General features: G+C 43.3%; 18 protein-coding genes. 14 read left to right on the forward strand and 4 right to left on the reverse strand.

The window, feature by feature from the left end; all coding sequences use genetic code 11:
- Positions 1–98 precede the first annotated feature (98 nt).
- The 3 genes from vsple_RS00730 to vsple_RS00740 all read left to right on the forward strand — a co-directional run bounded on the left by vsple_RS00730 (position 99) and on the right by vsple_RS00740 (position 3,646).
- Complete coding sequence (locus vsple_RS00730; RefSeq protein ID WP_261882380.1) at positions 99–692, forward strand: hypothetical protein; 594 nt, start codon at positions 99–101, stop codon at positions 690–692.
- A gap of 57 nt (positions 693–749) precedes the next feature.
- The gene (gene mutM / locus vsple_RS00735) at positions 750–1,559 is read left to right on the forward strand and encodes a bifunctional DNA-formamidopyrimidine glycosylase/DNA-(apurinic or apyrimidinic site) lyase (protein ID WP_261882381.1); all 810 of its coding nucleotides are present in this window, start codon (positions 750–752) and stop codon (positions 1,557–1,559) included.
- 101 nt (positions 1,560–1,660) lie between these two features.
- On the forward strand, positions 1,661–3,646 hold the full coding sequence (locus vsple_RS00740) for an LTA synthase family protein (RefSeq protein ID WP_261882382.1): 1,986 nt from the start codon (positions 1,661–1,663) through the stop codon (positions 3,644–3,646).
- A 39-nt stretch (positions 3,647–3,685) separates the two neighbouring features.
- Here the strand turns inward: vsple_RS00740 and coaD are convergent, their stop codons facing one another.
- Genes coaD through vsple_RS00760 form a run of 4 tightly spaced genes read right to left on the reverse strand, consistent with a single transcriptional unit; the run spans position 3,686 to position 7,079 of the window.
- Entirely contained in the window at positions 3,686–4,168 is a 483-nt protein-coding gene (coaD, locus tag vsple_RS00745) for a pantetheine-phosphate adenylyltransferase (RefSeq protein ID WP_255231668.1), read from the reverse strand.
- 2 nt (positions 4,169–4,170) lie between these two features.
- On the reverse strand, positions 4,171–5,202 hold the full coding sequence (locus tag vsple_RS00750; protein WP_261882383.1) for a glycosyltransferase family 4 protein: 1,032 nt from the start codon (positions 5,200–5,202) through the stop codon (positions 4,171–4,173).
- Between the two features lie 25 nt (positions 5,203–5,227).
- Positions 5,228–6,031 (reverse strand): glycosyltransferase family 2 protein, encoded by an 804-nt coding sequence (locus vsple_RS00755; RefSeq protein ID WP_261882384.1) that lies wholly within the window; start codon positions 6,029–6,031, stop codon positions 5,228–5,230.
- Positions 6,032–6,035: 4 nt separating this feature from the next.
- Positions 6,036–7,079 carry a glycosyltransferase family 9 protein gene (locus vsple_RS00760; protein ID WP_261882385.1) on the reverse strand — a complete coding sequence of 348 codons (1,044 nt, stop codon included), beginning with the start codon at positions 7,077–7,079 and terminating at the stop codon, positions 6,036–6,038.
- A gap of 102 nt (positions 7,080–7,181) precedes the next feature.
- Between vsple_RS00760 and vsple_RS00765 the strand changes: the two genes are divergently transcribed.
- From vsple_RS00765 to pseG, 11 genes are all read left to right on the forward strand, one after another.
- Positions 7,182–7,568 carry a diacylglycerol kinase gene (locus tag vsple_RS00765; RefSeq protein WP_261882386.1) on the forward strand — a complete coding sequence of 129 codons (387 nt, stop codon included), beginning with the start codon at positions 7,182–7,184 and terminating at the stop codon, positions 7,566–7,568.
- 8 nt (positions 7,569–7,576) lie between these two features.
- Positions 7,577–8,293, forward strand: a complete 717-nt coding sequence (locus vsple_RS00770) for a 3-deoxy-D-manno-octulosonic acid kinase (RefSeq protein ID WP_261882387.1) — start codon at positions 7,577–7,579, stop codon at positions 8,291–8,293.
- 30 nt (positions 8,294–8,323) lie between these two features.
- Positions 8,324–10,159: a DUF3413 domain-containing protein gene (locus vsple_RS00775; protein WP_261882388.1), complete on the forward strand. Its 1,836-nt coding sequence runs from the start codon at positions 8,324–8,326 to the stop codon at positions 10,157–10,159.
- Between the two features lie 291 nt (positions 10,160–10,450).
- On the forward strand, positions 10,451–11,944 hold the full coding sequence (locus vsple_RS00780) for a hypothetical protein (RefSeq protein ID WP_261882389.1): 1,494 nt from the start codon (positions 10,451–10,453) through the stop codon (positions 11,942–11,944).
- A gap of 49 nt (positions 11,945–11,993) precedes the next feature.
- On the forward strand, positions 11,994–13,007 hold the full coding sequence (gene pseB / locus vsple_RS00785) for a UDP-N-acetylglucosamine 4,6-dehydratase (inverting) (RefSeq protein ID WP_261882390.1): 1,014 nt from the start codon (positions 11,994–11,996) through the stop codon (positions 13,005–13,007).
- The gene (gene pseC / locus vsple_RS00790) at positions 13,004–14,176 is read left to right on the forward strand and encodes a UDP-4-amino-4,6-dideoxy-N-acetyl-beta-L-altrosamine transaminase (RefSeq protein ID WP_261882391.1); all 1,173 of its coding nucleotides are present in this window, start codon (positions 13,004–13,006) and stop codon (positions 14,174–14,176) included. The genes pseB and pseC overlap by 4 nt, the downstream gene beginning before the upstream one ends.
- 11 nt (positions 14,177–14,187) lie before the next feature.
- On the forward strand, positions 14,188–15,345 hold the full coding sequence (locus tag vsple_RS00795) for an N-acetyl sugar amidotransferase (RefSeq protein ID WP_276540050.1): 1,158 nt from the start codon (positions 14,188–14,190) through the stop codon (positions 15,343–15,345).
- A gap of 7 nt (positions 15,346–15,352) precedes the next feature.
- Positions 15,353–15,967, forward strand: coding sequence for an imidazole glycerol phosphate synthase subunit HisH (hisH, locus tag vsple_RS00800; protein ID WP_261882392.1), 615 nt, complete (start codon positions 15,353–15,355; stop codon positions 15,965–15,967).
- Positions 15,968–15,969: 2 nt separating this feature from the next.
- Entirely contained in the window at positions 15,970–16,725 is a 756-nt protein-coding gene (hisF, locus tag vsple_RS00805) for an imidazole glycerol phosphate synthase subunit HisF (protein WP_261882393.1), read from the forward strand.
- 3 nt (positions 16,726–16,728) lie between these two features.
- Positions 16,729–17,424: a pseudaminic acid cytidylyltransferase gene (gene pseF, locus vsple_RS00810; RefSeq protein ID WP_261882394.1), complete on the forward strand. Its 696-nt coding sequence runs from the start codon at positions 16,729–16,731 to the stop codon at positions 17,422–17,424.
- Between the two features lie 12 nt (positions 17,425–17,436).
- Positions 17,437–18,939 (forward strand): UDP-2,4-diacetamido-2,4,6-trideoxy-beta-L-altropyranose hydrolase, encoded by a 1,503-nt coding sequence (pseG, locus tag vsple_RS00815; protein WP_261882395.1) that lies wholly within the window; start codon positions 17,437–17,439, stop codon positions 18,937–18,939.
- Positions 18,940–18,941: the final 2 nt, after the last annotated feature.

Raw genomic sequence — 18,941 nt, forward strand, 5'->3', positions numbered from 1 at the left:
TCTAATACTTCTTTCTTTTTGCTTTGTTGCTAATGCAAATTGCTTCCTACACTTGAAAGACAACTCAATCTCTAGAGTTGGTTTTTAGGGAGAGCAATATGAAAAGACGACTCGTTGTTTTATTGAGCTTATTACCACTCTATGTGCATTCGCATACCTTTGAAGTCAGTACCAACCTTTTAGACGGCACTTATGTTGGTGAGCCGGGTTTCTATCACACCAAAAACAGTGTTGAAGGGGGCTTAGGTGTTCGCTTTATCTATGAGCTGGAAACTTGGGATATCTTTGTTAAGTACGCGATGGGGAATTCAGATTTTCGTGACTCAAAAACCTACGCGGGCGGCGTACGATACCGAGTCAATGATCAACATTGGATCTCGGCTGAATACAAAGGTCTATATGCGAAAGAACAGTATGAGGTCGACGATAGAGTTTTAGATCCGAGTCATCAGAATGCCATCACTAATGGTGAATGGGGAACATTTGCGATTGCGCGCTACCAATACAACTTAGCCAGTGAGGACTACCCATTTTACTTTGGGTTTGAGCTTGCAGCGGATACGACCACCACGGCATTAGTCGAAGACGATGCATCGGTTTTAGCCGGTTACAACAACGACAAGTATTTTGCTGAAGCAAAAGTTGGGGAAGAACTGATGTGGCTCTCTTTAGGGTTAACGTTTGAGTTGTAATTTATGGGCTTACGCGAGAACATCGTGTTAAACCTTTGTGATTAATAAGAGCGTGATATGCCAGAGTTACCTGAAGTTGAAGTAAGCCGTATGGGGATAAGCCCGCATTTGGTTGGTCAAACGATTCAATCCATTACTTTTCGTACACCAAAGTTGAGATGGGATATTCCTCAGGAACTTAAGCTGTTGGAAGGTAAGGTGATTGAACAGATAACTCGACGCGCGAAGTATTTGGTCATTCAAACTCAGGCAGGGAATGCGATTGTGCATTTGGGGATGTCTGGCTCACTAAGAGTGCTTGATGCGGAATTCGCACCAGGCAAACATGACCATGTCGATCTCAAATTAACCAACGGAAAGATTTTGAGATACAACGATCCCCGTCGATTTGGTGCATGGTTATGGAGTCCTGCTGATGAAACACACCCGGTATTGCTAGGAGCGGGCCCAGAGCCGCTGACGGAGGCGTTCAACGCTCTTTACATTGCTGAGCTTGCGAAGAAGCGTCGCGTCCCAGTTAAGCAGTTCATTATGGACAACAAAGTCGTGGTGGGTGTTGGTAACATCTATGCCAATGAAGCGCTGTTCTCTTCCAAAATTCACCCGCTGCGACCCGCCAATAAGATCACCGCAACAGAGTGGGATCTTCTGACTCACGAGATCAAACAAGTTCTTGCCACCGCAATTAAGCAAGGCGGAACCACACTCAAAGACTTTGCTCAAGCGGACGGTAAACCCGGTTACTTTGCGCAAGAGCTGCAGGTCTATGGTAAAGCGGGCGAGCCTTGCCCAAGTTGTGGGGAAGCACTGCAAGAGCAGAAAATTGGACAGAGAAATACGTTTTTCTGTGATTCTTGCCAAAGCTAGGAACTTTAGAAAACGCATTTCCTGAATATAAACCGAGCATGGTATTGAGCTGTGATATCATGCTGCGCTTGATTTAACCACCTCTTCCAGAAGCGTAAAACATGGATTTTGACCAAAATTATCGTAAGTTGACTCGCACACTTATCGTGCTTTTTATTGCGGGTATTGCCCTCCTGTCTCTTTCTCGTGCTTTGTTCTACTTTCAGGTTGTGGACCCTTCAGAATTAATCGGTATCGAGACGGATGTCTGGCGTGCTTTCTGGGTTGGGCTCCGTTTTGACGCAAAAGTGGTCGCAATTGGGTTTGCCCCTTTGTTGCTGGTGGGGCTGATTGTTGCTAGCTTCTCTTCCATTTACAGAAAGTTCGCTCGAATTATCCCTAGCTACAGTGCCTTGATATTTTTCTTGTTGTCGGGAATGTCTATTGCTAACTACTACTACTACGTCACTTACGGTAGCTATATTGATGTTTTTGTTTTTGGATTAATCGATGACGATACTGAAGCGGTACTAGAAAATGCTTGGGCAGATTATCCAATCCTACGATCGTTTTTGACGGCTATTTTCATTGGACTACTTGGCTATGTGGGTTCAAGTAAGTTATTGGCTCGTATAGAGAATAAACACTGGGAGGCTCGTCGTTGGTGGCACGTTACTGTGTCTGTTGTCGCTATGATTGCTGTGACGGTGGTGATTGCTCGAGGGTCTGTCGGTACGTTACCTTTGAAGCGTTATCATGCCAATGTATCTCAATATGCTCCGCTTAATAATATTACCCCTAATGCCTTTATGGCGCTCGATTGGGCTAAGAGTGACTATAAAAAACAATCCAAATTTGAGCCTATTTCCAAGCAAGCTCTAGAGCAGCAAATGCTTCAAGTGTTAGGGCAACCTAATCCAGTGTATACGACGCCTAAAAATGAGTACCTAGAAACTCACCAACCTCACGTTGTGATGGCATTGATGGAAGGGCTTGGAAACAATGTGCTTGTCGAAGATGATCCAGAAAACAATGACCTGCTGGGCTCTTTACGCACACATTTTGATGAAGATTTTGTCTTTAAGCGCTTCATGGCGAGTACATCTGCAACGATAGATAGCATTGTTATGATGTTGTTCCACAGCGATATACCGACCATCAGCCACTCAAATGCACAACGCGTTGAGCTGCCAAGCTCTGCTGTCTTGCCATATAAACAGGCAGGCTATGATGTGGTGTTTATCTATGGTGGTAACAGTATGTGGCGTAACCTCGCCAACTATTTACCCCGCCAAGGTTTTGATGTGGTTTACGACGAAAACAGCATCATTAAAGCCTTCCCAGAAGCTAAAGAGGAAGCGGATACTTGGGGAGTCCCAGACGAATTTACCTTTAAGTTTGCCCGTAAATTGCTTGAGGAAGCGGACAAGCCGCAGATGATATACATCATGACGGTGACCAACCACTCCCCGTTTAGAGCGCCGTCAGACTATCAAGCCAAGCCAGTACGAGAGAGCGAGCGACTAAAACAGTTACTCGGCCCAATGGCAGAGGAAGCGACAAACCTTCTTCAGGTCTACCAATATGCGAATGACGCTTTGGGACAATTTATTACGGGTGTGAAAGCATCGCCGTTAGGTAACCAAACCTTGATAGCGGCATCAGGTGATCATCGTGTTCGTTATTTGGCGACGGATACCAAGGAAGAGTTCGGCCTAACGTATGGTGCGCCTTTTTATATGTATGTTCCAGATGCAATTTTAGAGCATACAGACTATGAGTATGACCAACATAGAATTGGATCCCATCGAGATGTCTATCCAACGCTGTATCACTTCAGTTTGTCTGACCAAGCGTATATTTCTCTAGGCGGTGAAAACATGCTGTCTCAAGATGGTGTGAGTAATATTGGTTACAATAGTGCTCGTACGATTACCCATCATGGAGCGTTTGCCAACGGCAATGCAGAAAAACTGTTTCCTTGGCGCGATCAAAATAGTGTATTTAACTTGAACAGCAGTGTCGAAAACCCAGACCAAGATTGGGCTCAGGAGTATCGCAAACTGCAGAACTACTATTTACGCTATCAAGTGACAGCACAGCCCTAGCAGAAAATACAAAACAGCCCTCAATAAGAGGGCTGTTTGCTAAATGTGAGTTTTGCTGTGAAGCGCCTCTGCAATCACACTAGGAACGAATTGAGTGACATCACCACCATGAATGGCGACTTCTCTGACGATAGTCGAAGAGATAAAGGCGTACTCTTCTGCAGGCGTTAGGAATACGCTCTCTAAGCCTGGCATGAGTCTGCGGTACATGTTGGTGAGTCCAAATTCGTACTCAAAGTCGACCGTTGTGCGTAGGCCTCTGATTAAGACATTGGCTTCAACTTCTTTCGCGAAATCGACCATAAGCCCACTGAACCCTTGTGCTGTCACGTTATCAAGGTGCTTAGTGACTTCGATACAAAATTCTACACGCTCCTCCAGTGTGAACATGGTGTTCTTACTTGGACTGGCGGCGACGGCAATGATCACCTCATCGAACATTTCTGCTGCTCGCTCTATGAGATCAAGGTGTCCATTAGTGAGTGGATCAAACGTACCAGGGTAAAGAACTTTCTTGTTCATAACTATTTCTCAAACTGTTGGTAGAGTGATTGATAAGTTTGAGCCGTGGTTTCGATCTCAAATTTATTCAGGTGTTGTGTTGCACCGTCGATGAGTCTGTCTCGCAGTTCTTTCGAGTTGTAGAGAGATTGAATGTGTGTGTTCAGTTCCTTGGCATCTGCAATTTCAAACAACAACCCAGATTCATCGTGCGTAATAACATCAGGAATGCCCCCTGCTTTTGAGCCCACGACGGGTAGTCCTGCTGCCATCGCCTCCAAAATTACAGAGCCCATTCCTTCGGTATAAGAGGTATGTATGAGTAAGTCTGCAGCCTCAAACCAGTTTCCTATCTCTGTTTGGTTGCCCATGAAATGAACATTGGGTGTGTCCGCAGCGAGTTGTTTAAGCGTGTCGAACTCAGGACCATCGCCAAGCAGAGCGAACTCAATATCCTTATTCACCTTACTGAGCAGCGCTGCCGCTTCAATCGCGACGTCGAAGCCTTTATGTTGATACATTTTGGCGGCTTTGATGACGAGAAACTTGCCTTCAAACTTCTCACGTATCTTTTGAACTTCTATAGGGTCTGATGTGTACCTTGCTGGAGAGTCAGGTATGAAGACGGCGTGGGCATCAGGGTGTCTTTGCTTGACCACTTCTACTACTTTGTTGCTGACGCCAGTGATGGCAGACGCTGAGTCATAAGCTCTTAGCGATAGAGATTTATTTTTCAGAGGGTTATCAATGCGACGCGTGATGATGTAAGGCGTTTTGAAAAGCAACTTTTGGATGTAAGCCCAGTAGATAGCTCGACCTTCATGAACATGCATCACAGCACAATCTCTGGTGATTTTTGAGCTGTGACCGAGTAAGAAATGTTTCGCAGCGAATACACGACAGTTAAGTTTTTCAACTTCATGAAAAAAAGGGCTTTTAGGATTAGCAACGACGGTCAGGGTGTAGCCGAGCTTAATTTGCTCTTTTATCAACACTAACGTTTGTCGCTCTCCCCCACTAAACCCAGTAGCAAGATTCACATGGCAAATATTCATAGTAGATTCTCGTTTATTTGGCATCTTATTTTTGGGCATCACGCATGTCATGTTTTTTGGTCGATGTTCTGATCCAGAGATCTGAATACTTCACGATGGTGTAGTGTGTTGAGAGCATCGATAATAACAAGCCCTGTTTTCCGTCTAGGAAGCCTGCTTTAAGAATATACATTTTTACAAAACAGGCTAAAGAGTGAGTAAGAATACTTGAAAAGCTGCCTTTTTTACCTTGTTTGGCTCTGTCTGCACTCCAAGCCAGAGCATAAGAGTTGGATTTTTTGAGGTAATGTTCAAGGTCGTTGTAAGTGAAGTGAATCGCGTCACCGGCAAGGTCTTTGACGACCATAGATTTATCAACCAACACTTTTTCATGAACCTGCGCAGTATCGTACTGAGTTAGTTGCGTAGGGTATAAGCGCACAACACGGTCTGGATACCAACCACAATGACGTATATAACGACCAAACACCCAGCTCAGACGACAAATGCTGTAGAGCGTGTTCGGTTCATTTTTTTCAACGGCTTGTTTAATGCTTACCTGTAGCTCATCGGTAACACGTTCATCTGCATCTAGCCAAAGCACAAAATCGGACTCAACATACTCTTGAGCAATACGTCGTTGCGGGCCGAAACCAGGCCAATCCTGATTAACATGGAACTTTTCAGTGTACTTACGAGCAACTTGTTCAGTTTCATCGGTGCTGCCGGAGTCGAGAATGACAATTTCATCAACCCAATCGGCCACCGTGTTTAGACAAGCCTCAAGATTTTTTGCTTCATTTTTAACAATCAAAGCAACGGCTAAAGTTGGTTTTGCTGAGCTTGGCATGATGTTATTTACCTTGTGTAATTTTTTCGAAAGATTGCACAACAGATGCTACGGAAATATCAGCCATAACATGGTCGCCTTTAACTCGAGTACTCCAAGGTAACTCAGATATAGGCTTTTTATGTTGCAGTTCAGCGTGCTTTTCATAAACACTTATAACAGAAGCTAGGTCGTTGTAAGGACCGGTTCTTAGAGGGTTACTGTGACCGTATAAGCCGATAACAGGGGTTCCCTGAGTTGTCGCTATATGTGCTGGGCCAGAATCTGGTGCTACAACAACCGCAGCTTCTTTGAGGAGCGCTGTCAGTTGTTTTAAAGAGGTTTTTCCAACCAAGTTTAAGGCGGGGTGAGCCATCTTATCCGTGATCACCTTCGCTAGGGTCATTTCTCGCTCCGCTGGAGAGCCGCAAATCGCCACTTGATAACCTTGGGATACCGCATAGTCCGCAAATTCAGCGTAGCGCTCAGGCAACCAGTTCCGTTCATCTTTACTTGCCGCTGGGCTAATCACCACCGTGTTTTTTTGCCCTAATGCGTTTTTAGCAAACTGAGTATCTTCAGCACCAATAGGTAAGTGCCACTCGGGTACAGAGCGAGGCACACCTAAATATTCGACAAAAGAGTAGAAGCTGTCGAGGACATGTTGAGATTGAACATCCTCGATTTTTTTATTGGTAAAAAGCCATTGAGCCTCTTTCGCTCGTTTGAAATTAAAACCGACTTTATAATCGGCCTTGATGCCTAAAGTGAGCAAACTCGCTCTTAAAGCAAGCTGCATATGAACCAATGCATCGAACTTGCGGTCAGATAGTTGTTTCCATATCGCTTTCATACCAGCAAGGCCGGCTTTTTTATCAAAGACGATAAGCTCTACCCCTTCTAGCCCTTGTAGTAGTTGGGCTTCAACTTTACCAATGATCCAAGTGACCTTGGTTGTAGGCCATTGTTTTTGCAGGGCTTGTACTGCTGCGACTGCGTGGCAAACGTCACCGATGGCAGACAAACGCAAAAAACAAACAGATTCAGGTGCTTGAGTAAAAAGGGGCATAAAAATCGCTCGCAAATTTAATTGCCTAAGATTATGCAGAGAGTGCCGATAAATGTAAAATAGTGCTCATTTTACACCAATCAAATAGCAGAACTCTCACCTATGACAATAGAAAACCAAGGAAAGCCAGGAAATACTGGTCTGAAGCGGATTATCAAAGCGACAGGATATTCAATTCAGGGCTTAAAAGCCGCATTCAAATATGAAGCTGCTATTCGACAAGAGCTGGTTTTACTGTCTGTCGCGATCATCGCGTTAATTTGGTTGGATGTTAGCCCTGTAGAAACGGTTCTGATGTTGGGCTCTGTGGTGCTGGTGTTAATTGTTGAGTTGGTGAACTCTGCTATTGAAGCGGTTGTCGATCGAGTCGGAGTTGAGCGCCATGAGCTGAGTGGTAGAGCCAAAGACATAGGTTCGGCAGCGGTATTGGTTGCTCTGCTATTTGCTGGTTTTACTTGGGCTTTTATTCTGATCAATCATTATTGGTAATCTAACTCATGATCAAAAAGATCCACTCACGCAACTCTGTCATATGGTTCGACGAGCAACTGTTGGAGCATCCTCCTGAGTTAGTGTTTGATATCGAATACTGGCAAGGCCAAGAAAGTGTGATTGGCAGTGCAACAGGTCGAGGCACAACTTGGTTTGTTGATACCGGGAAATTACCTGCAGCACTGCGACACTATCGTCGTGGTGGTCTGTTTGGCAAGTTGATTGAAGATAGCTATTGGTTTGGTGGTTGGGACAAGACTCGCTGCTACTTGGAAATGCAACTGCTTAGCGAACTGATTGAAGCCGGTGTCAATGTCCCGAAACCTATCGCTGCGAGAGCGGTAAAAACTGGGTTCACCTATCGAGCGGATTTGTTGAGTGAGAAGATCGCTGGTGCTACCGATCTTGTTGATATCCTGACAACCCGCTCAGTATCGGCAGACCTTTATCGACAAATTGGACAACAAATAGCGAAAATGCACCGTTTGGGTGTTAACCATACCGATTTAAATATTCATAACATTCTCATCGATCAGCATGAACGCGTTTGGATTATCGATTTCGATAAGTGTGGTTACGGTAAAGGGAGTGCGTGGAAGCAATCTAACCTCGACCGCCTGAAGCGCTCTTTCTTCAAAGAGCTCAATAAACGTCAAATACATTGGCAAGAAGAGGAGTTCGAGACTCTGCTTGCTGGATACAATGATTACTCTGCGAAATAATCGCTTATACAATTAGTTAGGATAGTAAATATGTCTTTGAAACAGAGGCTACACGCGCACGGATGGTTTATTCTGGTGAATGCACTCGTTGCCATGTTGATCGCGTGTCGTTATTTCTCATTTTTGCCTGAGTTTCCTTCAGAGCCATTAGCGGTCGTTTTTATTATTGTGTCTGTTTTTGGGCAGATGACGCTGATTGCGGCGTTAATCGGTCTTGTTGCTCTACCTAGTCTGTTTCTACCCAAAACGCCAAGAAACCTATTGCAAGCCGTCATCGCTTCCATTGGTGTCGCAACTCTGTTCATCGATACGATTGTTTTTGCACAGTACCGTTTCCACATTAATGCTGTTGTCCTTGAGCTGGTACTCTCGGGGCAAATCGTCAGTTTCCCACTGATTACGTGGGTGATGGTGATTGGTGGGATTGCGTTGCTACTTGGTCTTCAGTGGACTTTGATCCGCTGGTTGGAAAATGATGCGCCAGTACGCTCGTACAAACTCGGTCGTAAGTTTGCTTTCATTACTTTCCTAACGTTATTGGCGACTCATGGCATCCACATTTGGGCTGCTGCGCACGCGTATCAACCTGTGACTATGGTGAAGCGTTACTTACCCCTGTTCTATCCTGCGACGTCAAACAGCATGATGAAAAAATATGGCTGGATTGATGAAGAAGCGATTGCTCGCCAAAAGTCATTGACACTAAATCGCAAGAGCGACCTGAACTACCCACTGTCTCCTTTGAAAGTCGAGAGTGTTGAAAAGCCGGTCAACATTATGTTCCTTGTTGTTGACTCTTGGAGATACGACACATTCAATGCTGACAATACGCCAGTCATGTGGGAATACGCTCAAGAAGGTCTAATCTTTGAGAACCATATGGCGACAGGTAATGCGACTCGTACCGGTATTTTTGGTCTGTTTTACGGTATTCCAGGTACTTACTGGCATGGCTTTTTAGCGAATCAACAGAGCCCTGTTCTCATCGACCGTCTACAAGAGCTCGATTACGATTTAGGTATATTTACCGCTGCACAATTAAGAAAACCGGAATTTAACCAAACAGTATTCACTAATGTGGACAATCTGCGTATTGGCTCGAAAGGTAACCGACCTTCAGAACTGGATGCTGATCTGACAAAAGATTGGTTAGATTGGTACCAGAAGCGTGACCAGTCGAAACCGGCATTTTCATTCCTGTTCTACGATGCACCGCATGGTTATGACTTCCCTAAAGGCTTCGAACCTCGTTATGAGCCAATGCTCGAAGTGGTTAACTACTTGAAGTTGAATAATGAAACCGACCCACAACCATTCTTTAATCGCTATAAGACGAGTGTGCGCTACGTTGATACCGTGGCATCACAAGTGTTGAATAAGCTCAAAGAAACAGGTGACCTTGAGAACACGGTTGTCATTATTACAGGTGACCACGGCCAAGAAATGAACGACAACAAGTTGAATTTCTGGGGGCACAACAGCAACTTTACTGATGCCCAAGTGAAAGTACCTTTTGCGATATTTGGCCCGGGCATTGATAAACTAGACACCAAGTGGTCTTCAAAAAGCCTGACGAGCCACCAAGATGTTGTGCCAACAGTCATGAAACATTACCTCGGCGTAACCAATGACATTAAAGATTACTCAGTGGGGGAAGACCTACTGGGTGAAGAGGTTATTAGAGAATGGGTTATTTCTTCTAAATATAGTGGTTATGCGATTATATCTGACAATAACATCTTAGAGGTTGGGTCTGGTGGCCAGTACCAACTGATGGATAAAACTAATCGCCCAGTGAAAGATGATCAACCTAATGTGACTCATATACAAGGGGCTTTGAATCAAATCAGCAGATTTAGTAAATAAATCTCTGTAGTAATAAAAGCCTCTATTAATGTCCCCCTGTTTTATATTGAGCCTTGAGCGAAGTTAAAGTGGGGGGGCGCAATTATCTGAACTCATTTTGGTGATATCATAGCAATTTGATAGACTATTGCAGAGCTCCCTCTGAATGTGTAAGCAATATCGATGAGTTTACATATCTAAGCTCACAATTAAATATATTAAAGAGAATAATAAGATAAATTGTTTTTGAATCATGTTTTTATTCGGTTTATGATTAAAAGTTATAATTCTGGTTGATTTTGAGAGATAAAAATGAAAGCCATATATGTACCAGCAGGTCGAAGTGTCTGGATTGATGTTGCGAAATATTTAAAAAACAACAATGTTGATATAAGGATTTGGTTCGGAGATACAAAGCTTGACGAAAGTGCCAAGTTATTATTTCCTAGCTGCAATGTTGAAAGTTTTTTTAAAGCCAATAAAGTTGTTTTGAATGAAAGAGTAGTACAACACACACCAGGTAAAGAGATTATCCTTAACCCTAAGTTTTGTTTGTTAAAAGACAAAGTATACAAAATAATGGATAGGCAAGACGACGAGAGAAAATACGGCAGGTTGGAAAGGGAAGCTGTGTTTTATGAGTTGTTTAACTATTATTATGATATGATCGTTTGTGAAGAAATAAATGTATTTATTGCATCGGAAGCTCCTCACTCTACGGTTGGGATGATATTGTATGGTATCTGTGAAATGTTAGATATACCCAGATATCATATGATGGAATCGGGTGTTGCTCCGGTGTTACATGTATGCAAAGACTTTTATGGTGAAACTGCTGATGTTTGCAGAGCAAGCTCGGATACAGTTGACATTTATAAGCCAATATTTGAAGAATACGTTGAATCTTTTGGAAATGTACCAGAAGAGCCTCTTTATATGGTTCTTCAAAAGAAATATGATATCAAAAAAAACAAGCTGGGCTTTCTGAAGTATGTAGAGCTTATAGGCAAAGGTATCAAGTATTCAAGAGCTAAGAAGAACGAGAATTCTTATGTAATAAACACTAACTTTTTTAAAGGAAGTAATAAAAAAAGTATTTTCTCTCAAATAACAGCGAATCGATTACATACTCAATTAGAAGATTCTTATTTGAGTCATGTTTCAAACGTTCAGCTTGATGTTGAATATGTATATTACCCTCTACACTATGAGCCGGAAAGAACATCTAATCCTGATGGGGGGTTATTTTATCAGCCATATGATTCTTTGATGGCTTTGAGAAAATTTATCCCTTCTCACATTCCTATTTATGTTAAGGAACACTATTCTCAATTTACACGAATGTTGCCGGGTTATAGAGGTAAAAGTCCATATTTGTATGATGTGCTGGCGTCTTTACCGAATGTCCACTTAGTGGATCCTGAAGTTAAGTCTGAAACTCTAGTTCGAAACGCGTTATTAACAGTTAGCCAAACTGGTACTGCGTGTATCGAAGCGGCATGTTTTGAGAGAAAGGCTATTCTTATGGGGGATACATGGTTTTCGGGGACACCGAACGTACATAGCTTTGATGAGCTGAGCTCATTTGATAGCTTAATGGCAATGCCTACATACACTAGGAAAAAAGTCCTGGAATCTATGATCTGTTGGATAGATAATAAGGCCATTCCTGGTTGTGTTAACCCATCGAGCGAAGAGTACTTTCGTCAGAAATTTAAAGGAGATGAGTACTCTGTAATGTTTGATAACTCTGTAATGGCTAAGCAGTACGTTGATACAATCCTAGCAGATCTTTCAAAAGATTAACTCGAAAGCAACAGTGTAGATTGTGACACCGAAGCAAACTGGAGAAAACATGTTAAACAACAAAACGGTCTTAATTACTGGTGGCACTGGTTCATTTGGTAAACAATTCATCAAAACGATTTTAGAGCGCTACTCTGATGTAAAGAAAATTATCATTTTTTCGCGCGATGAATTGAAGCAGTTTGAGATCAAACAGCAATACCCTCAAAACGACTACCCTCAGTTGCGATTCTTTATCGGTGATGTTAGAGACCGTAATCGTATGATTCAGGCGTGCGAAGGTGTTGATGTGATTATTCATGCAGCAGCGATAAAGCAAGTCGATACAGCAGAATACAACCCGACAGAGTGTATTCGTACTAATGTGGATGGCGCTGAAAATGTCATTAATGCAGCACTAGCATGTGGCGTTAAGGATGTGGTCGCATTGTCGACAGATAAAGCTTGCGCACCGATTAACCTATACGGCGCCACTAAGCTTGCATCGGATAAACTGTTTGCTGCTGCGAATAACATCAAGGGCTCAAAAGACATTCGTTTCAGTGTTGTTCGTTATGGCAATGTTATGGGCTCTCGTGGCTCGGTTATTCCGTTCTTTTTGAAAAAGAAAGAAGATGGAATTCTGCCTATCACCCACGAAGAGATGACTCGTTTCAATATTTCTCTACAAGATGGCGTGAATATGGTGATGTACGCACTAGAAAACCACTTGGGCGGTGAAATTTTTATCCCTAAGATTCCATCTTACAGAATCCTAGATATAGCTGAAGCGGTTGCTCCTGGCATTCCAACCAAAGTTGTTGGCATTCGTCCTGGCGAAAAACTACATGAGGAAATGATTACAGATACTGACTCTTTGAATACTATTGACTTGGGTCGTTATTATGCAATCTTACCCTCTGTATCTTTCACCTACTCAGAGCAAGAATATATGGATCATCACAAGGCAGAGAAAGTGCCTTTTGGTTTTAAATACAACTCTGGCACAAACACAGAGTGGGAAACTATTGAAGGTCTACGTGAGTTAATTAAAGAGCATGTTGATCCTAACTTTACAGTGTGAGAAAGCTCGTGATTCCTTACGGTAAGCAAGATATAAATCAACAAGACATCGATAGCGTGTTGGATGTTTTGAAATCTGATTTTTTAACGCAGGGGCCTCAGGTTCCTGCATTTGAAAAAGCTATCACTGATCAAACCGGATCTCAGTTTGCTCTGGCGGTTAACAGTGCGACTTCAGCTCTACATATTGCTTGTCTCGCTTTAGGTCTTGGCCCTGGTGATTGGCTGTGGACATCTCCAATTACTTTTGTTGCGTCAGCTAACTGCGGTTTATATTGTGGAGCTCAAGTTGACTTCGTTGACATTGATTCAGATACATACAATATGTGCCCGAAGCGTCTTGAAGAGAAGTTGATTAAGGCAAAAGCTGAGAACAAGCTACCTAAGGTTGTTGTACCGGTACATTTATGCGGTCAACCATGCGATATGGCGGCAATAGGAAAACTAGCGAAAGAATATGGTTTTAAGGTTATCGAAGATGCGTCGCATGCTATTGGTGGTCGATACCAAGGCCAACCAATAGGAAGCTGTGCATATTCGGATATAACTGTATTTAGTTTTCACCCAGTTAAAATTGTAACCACAGCAGAGGGTGGGGCTGCTCTTACGAATGATAAAGAGCTTGCCGATAGAATGACACTCTTGCGCAGCCATGGTATTACTCGTGAACCAGAACTTATGCGTGGTAACCCTCACGGCGGTTGGTATTATCAACAAGTTGATCTTGGTTTTAACTATCGTATGACAGAATTACAAGCTGCTCTCGGTGTTAGTCAAATGACTCGCCTGGATGAGTTTGTATCTGCGCGTCATGAATTAGCACAAGGCTATTATACAAAACTCTCTGAGTTGCCGTTGGTTTTACCATATCAGCTTCCAGATACATATTCTGGTTTACATCTGTTTGTGATTCGTTTGCGCTTGAATGAAATTGAGTTAACCCATAAACAGGTGTTTGATGCCCTGAGAGATAATGGGATTGGTGTAAATCTTCACTATATCCCAGTTCACACGCAACCTTACTACCAAGATATGGGTTTTGCGGATGGGGATTTTCCAGAATCTGAGCGTTACTACCGAGAAGCTATCTCGTTGCCAATGTTTCACGGCATGACTGAAGAGCAACAAAACACAGTTGTTTCAACGCTAAAGAAAATATTAGACAAATAACTAAGACTTGAATGATGAAGAAGATTAAATACTGTAACACCTGTATGTACCCTGAAACTAAACCTGATTTATGGTTTGACGAGGCTGGGAAATGTAGTGCTTGTATCAACTTCGAAAATAGAACAGAAATCGATTGGGCTGCGCGTCAAAAAGAATTTTCTGATATAACCGAACGTTATAAATCTATCGATGGTTCGAACTACGATTGTATTATCCCTGTAAGCGGCGGTAAAGATAGTACTTTTCAAGTAATTAAAGTCCTACAAGCTGGCTTGAATCCACTGTGTGTTACAGCTGAAACTGATTCTCTCTCAGAATTAGGTCGAAGAAACCTAGAAAATCTTAAGCGTTTGGGCGTAGACCATGTAAATGTTACACCAAACCCTAAGGTCAGAAGAAAGCTATCTCGTCTTGCGTTGCGCGAAGTGGGTGATATTCAATGGGCTGAGCACGTAACTATTTTCACTATTCCAATTCAGGTTGCAGTAGAGAAAAATATTCCTTTGATTGTATGGGGTGAAAACTCTCAGCATGAATATGGTGGTCCGGCGGCGGCGGCTGAAAATAATGTTTTAGATCGTCGTTGGTTGGAAGAGTTTGGCGGTATGTTAGGTATGCGCATCACAGACCTTATTGGCCAAGATGGTATTACACGCAAAGACCTGATCCCATATTTCTACCCATCAGATGAGGATTTAAAAAGAGTTGGCGTTACAGGTATTTTCCTAGGCTATTACTTCCCGTGGGATGGTTACAACAACACATTGTTGGCACAAGCGTATGGCTTTGAGAGCTACCCAACACCAACAGAAGGTAGTTTGGTTAACTATGAGAACTTAGATAACTACTACCACCGTATTCATGATTACTTCAAGTACATCAAATATGGCTTTGGCCGTGCGACAGACCAGGCGAACAACCATATCCGCCGTGGTCGACTTGATCGCAAAGACATCGTTGAGTTTTTGAAAGAAAACGATGGTGCATATCCTTCGGTTTATTTGCAACGACCATTAGAAAGTGTCTTGGAAGAGATAGAACTGTCTAAAGAAGAGTTTGATGAGATTTGTGACCGGTTTACCAATAAAAAATTGTTCAAAACTGACCGTAAAGGAAACTTGGTCAGAGACGCAAAAGGTAACCTAATTAAGCTAAATTACGATAACTAGGCCAAACATGACGATTGCAATTGTTGATTATGGCATGGGAAATATTGGATCCGTGGCTCGAGCTATTTCTGTCTGTGGTTTCGAGCCCGTGATTGCTACACATGCTGATGACATAATGGAAGCGGATAAGATCTTACTTCCGGGAGTTGGGTCCTATGCTAAAGCTATGCAAGAAATTCGGAGTCGAGGTCTAGAGCAGGCAATTATTGACTCAGCTATCGAAGATGACATCCCAATTCTTGGGATTTGTCTGGGGATGCAAATCTTGTCAACACTTGGTCGGGAACATGGTGAATCAAAAGGACTTGATTTGATTCCAGGTGAGGTAATACGTATGGAGTCGCAAAGTAAAGATATCCGTATTCCTCATGTGGGTTGGAACAGCGTGAAGCATAATAGCAATTCGGTACTCTTTGATGGAATTCCTTCTGGTACCGATTTCTATTTTGTACATAGTTACCACTATAGCAAAGTAAGCTCTGACAACGTAGTCGCAACATCCTCTCACGGAGATGATTTCAATTGTGTTGTTGCAAGAGATAACGTGTTTGGAACTCAATTTCACCCTGAAAAGAGCCAGCAAGCTGGGCTTAGATTATTGAAAAACTTCCTGGAGCTCTAAACATGCTTAAGCGTCGTATTATACCCACAATGCTTTACTCTGATTTTGGCCTAGTAAAGGGAGAGTCTTTTAACTCTTGGCGTCGAACTGGCTCTGTTATTCAGACAGTGAAAATCTACAATATGCGTAATGTCGATGAGTTGGTTTTTTTTGATATCAAGGCTACCGAAGAAGGGCGGGAGCCAGACTATCAGCTGATTCATGACATTGCAGATGAATGCTTTATGCCCTTTTCGGTTGGTGGCGGAATAAAGTCAGTTGAGCAGATCCGAAAAGTACTTTTGGCCGGTGCAGATAAAGTCGTTTTAAATACAGCTGCTATTGAATCCCCCTCTTTGATTCAAGAAGCCTCTCAAGTTTTTGGTAGCCAATGCATCATAGTCTCGTTAGATGTGAAGTTAATAGATGGCGAGTATCAGGTGTTTACTCACTCTGGTAAAAAACGTGCGGGAATTTCTTTATCAAAAGCGGCCATGTTGGCACAAAATCATGGTGCAGGAGAATTACTCGTCACTAACATTGATTTAGACGGGACGCTAAGCGGTTACGATTATAAGCTTTTTGCTGATGCGGTTAAAATAGTCGATATTCCAGTTATTGGTGCTGGTGGAGCAAAAGACTATGAAGATATGAGAAACGCGTTTGAGAAGTCAGGGGTAGATGCTCTTGCTTCGGCGGCAATGTACCACTTTACTGAGCAGACACCTAATGAGGCTAAAGCTTATCTTAAAGCTAAAGGAATCAATGTTAGGAGCTAATTTGTGAAAGTTGCGATAATTCCGGCGCGTGGTGGTAGTAAACGAATTCCGCGTAAAAACATAAAAGCATTCCACGGCAAGCCTATGATTGCTTATTCTATTGAAGCTGCACTGCTATCAGGCTGTTTCGATAAAGTGATTGTATCGACCGATGATGTTGAAATTGCGGAGGTTTCTCGGAATCACGGAGCATTAGTCCCATTCCTTAGACCAACCGAAATTTCTGATGATTATGCGACAACTATGGATGTAATGGAACATGCTATTCGTTGGTGCCAGAATGAAGGTTGGGATTTAGAAGCGGTTTGTTGCTTGTATGCAACGGCTCCGTTTGTTTTGCCTGAAGATCTTCAGAGAGGTGGCGAGTTACTTAAGGATGCTGGGGTGAAATTTGCATTCAGTGCGACCTCATTTCCATTCCCAATCCAGCGAGCGATTAAGCTCGACCAACACCGTTCGGTGTCAATGTTTGCCCCTGAAAACGAGCAGGTGAGATCTCAGGATCTGGAGGAGGCTTACCATGATGCTGGTCAGTTTTACTGGGGACGGACACACGCATTCTTAAACAAGCTTTCCATTTTCTCTCCTCACTCTAAAGCCGTGTTGCTGCCTAGGTGTCGTGTCCAAGATATTGATACTCAAGAAGATTGGGAGTTGGCAGAGGCACTTTATTCTGCTTTAAAACTTGAAAAAGAATAAAGTGAAAATGCTATGAACGTTATTTTTCGAGTCGATGCTTCCTTGTTAATTGGAAGCGGACATGTCATGCGATGCTTGGTTCTTGCGGACCAACTGAAGCGAAATAAGTATGACGTGACTTTCGCATGCACGCCTTTAAAGGGAGATATGCGGTCGTACATCAAAGAGCGCGGGTTCAATGTGATGACGCTCGCAAGCCCGCAGCAGACTATCACTCCCCAGCACGATGCGGACTATACCGCTTGGCTTCAAAAAACAGTCACTCAGGATGCAAACGACTTTATTGAAGTGGTGGGTGATGTCGATTTAGTCGTGACAGATCACTACGCAATAGGTGAACAATGGCAGAACCGAGTCAAGAAAGCGTTGGGCTGCAGATTGTTGGCAATTGATGACCTCGCTCGTGTTCACAACGTAGATGCTCTTCTTGACCAAACCTTGGGGCGTACCGAAACAGAGTATTGTGGAAGTGCCTCTGTTGTGTTGGCTGGCAGTGAATATGCCATGCTTCAGCCAGCTTTCGCGAGCAAACGCGAATTAGCCCTGTCACGGAGTTTATCCTCTGAACCTCTAAAGGTATTGGTATCAATGGGAGGTGTCGATGCTCCGAATGCGACGCTTAAAGTATTAGAGACTTTAGTCCCACAAGTCCATGCGAAGTTTACCGTTCTACTCTCTCCACGTGCACCTCATTACAAAGAGGTCACACGATGGTGTGCTAGCCAACCTCACGTGGCGCATTTAGACTTCGTCTCTGATATGGCAAGTTTAATGTTGGAGCATGATGTGGCGGTTGGTGCCCCTGGTACCACAAGTTGGGAGAGAGCATGTTTGGGATTGCCAAATCTGATTATTCCTCTGGCTGACAACCAGAAACTGATCAGTCAGCAGCTCATTCAACGTAAAGCCGCAATTAAAGTGGAGATTGAAGACATCTCTACGGAGTTAGTAAGTGCTTATACTGCTTTGATTGAAAATTGGTGTCAAACAAAGCAAGCCAATCTCGCTTTATGTGATGGTCGCGGTGTTCGCCGAGTGGCATTTGCCATCGACCAACTCCTTGGATTAAATAAGGTGGATGTGTCTCTAGAGCTGGCATCGTGTGAGGATATCGAACTGGTTTATGAGTGGCAGTGCCATCCACGCACGAGAGAATATGCGTTAAACGCTGAACCACCAACTTGGATGGAACACCAGGCCTGGATGTCAAACAAGTTGGCCCAGGCTTCTGATTATTTCTATATGATGATAAACCGCGCTGATCACCGCAAACTTGGCGTCGTACGTTTGGATAGAATAAAGGCCGGGCATTATCTTGTCTCCATCTTTGTTGAGCCTGGAAGTTATGGGCGAGGTATTGCATCTCAAGCACTGACCGTCGTTGATGCGATACACTCTGATATGACTTTGCATGCCACTGTTTTAAAAGCCAACACGGCTTCTCAGCGATTGTTCCAAAGAGCGGGTTACCACCAAATCGATGACGAAACTTATATTCGACAACCTATTGATTGAGG

The sequence above is a fragment of the Vibrio pelagius genome (assembly GCF_024347575.1).
In the GTDB taxonomy this organism is placed as follows: Bacteria; Pseudomonadota; Gammaproteobacteria; order Enterobacterales; family Vibrionaceae; genus Vibrio; species Vibrio pelagius.

Excerpts from the sequence above, each read along its gene's own strand:
- vsple_RS00760 (WP_261882385.1), bottom strand. The coding sequence starts at position 7,079 with ATGCCCCTTTTTACTCAAGCACCTGAATCTGTTTGTTTTTTGCGTTTG.
- vsple_RS00780 (WP_261882389.1), top strand. The coding sequence starts at position 10,451 with ATGAAAGCCATATATGTACCAGCAGGTCGAAGTGTCTGGATTGATGTT.
- hisF (WP_261882393.1), top strand. The coding sequence starts at position 15,970 with ATGCTTAAGCGTCGTATTATACCCACAATGCTTTACTCTGATTTTGGC.
- vsple_RS00775 (WP_261882388.1), top strand. The coding sequence starts at position 8,324 with ATGTCTTTGAAACAGAGGCTACACGCGCACGGATGGTTTATTCTGGTG.
- vsple_RS00765 (WP_261882386.1), top strand. The coding sequence starts at position 7,182 with ATGACAATAGAAAACCAAGGAAAGCCAGGAAATACTGGTCTGAAGCGG.
- pseG (WP_261882395.1), top strand. The coding sequence starts at position 17,437 with ATGAACGTTATTTTTCGAGTCGATGCTTCCTTGTTAATTGGAAGCGGA.
- vsple_RS00770 (WP_261882387.1), top strand. The coding sequence starts at position 7,577 with ATGATCAAAAAGATCCACTCACGCAACTCTGTCATATGGTTCGACGAG.
- vsple_RS00755 (WP_261882384.1), bottom strand. The coding sequence starts at position 6,031 with ATGCCAAGCTCAGCAAAACCAACTTTAGCCGTTGCTTTGATTGTTAAA.
- vsple_RS00740 (WP_261882382.1), top strand. The coding sequence starts at position 1,661 with ATGGATTTTGACCAAAATTATCGTAAGTTGACTCGCACACTTATCGTG.
- coaD (WP_255231668.1), bottom strand. The coding sequence starts at position 4,168 with ATGAACAAGAAAGTTCTTTACCCTGGTACGTTTGATCCACTCACTAAT.
- pseB (WP_261882390.1), top strand. The coding sequence starts at position 11,994 with ATGTTAAACAACAAAACGGTCTTAATTACTGGTGGCACTGGTTCATTT.
- vsple_RS00795 (WP_276540050.1), top strand. The coding sequence starts at position 14,188 with ATGATGAAGAAGATTAAATACTGTAACACCTGTATGTACCCTGAAACT.
- mutM (WP_261882381.1), top strand. The coding sequence starts at position 750 with ATGCCAGAGTTACCTGAAGTTGAAGTAAGCCGTATGGGGATAAGCCCG.
- vsple_RS00730 (WP_261882380.1), top strand. The coding sequence starts at position 99 with ATGAAAAGACGACTCGTTGTTTTATTGAGCTTATTACCACTCTATGTG.
- vsple_RS00750 (WP_261882383.1), bottom strand. The coding sequence starts at position 5,202 with ATGAATATTTGCCATGTGAATCTTGCTACTGGGTTTAGTGGGGGAGAG.
- hisH (WP_261882392.1), top strand. The coding sequence starts at position 15,353 with ATGACGATTGCAATTGTTGATTATGGCATGGGAAATATTGGATCCGTG.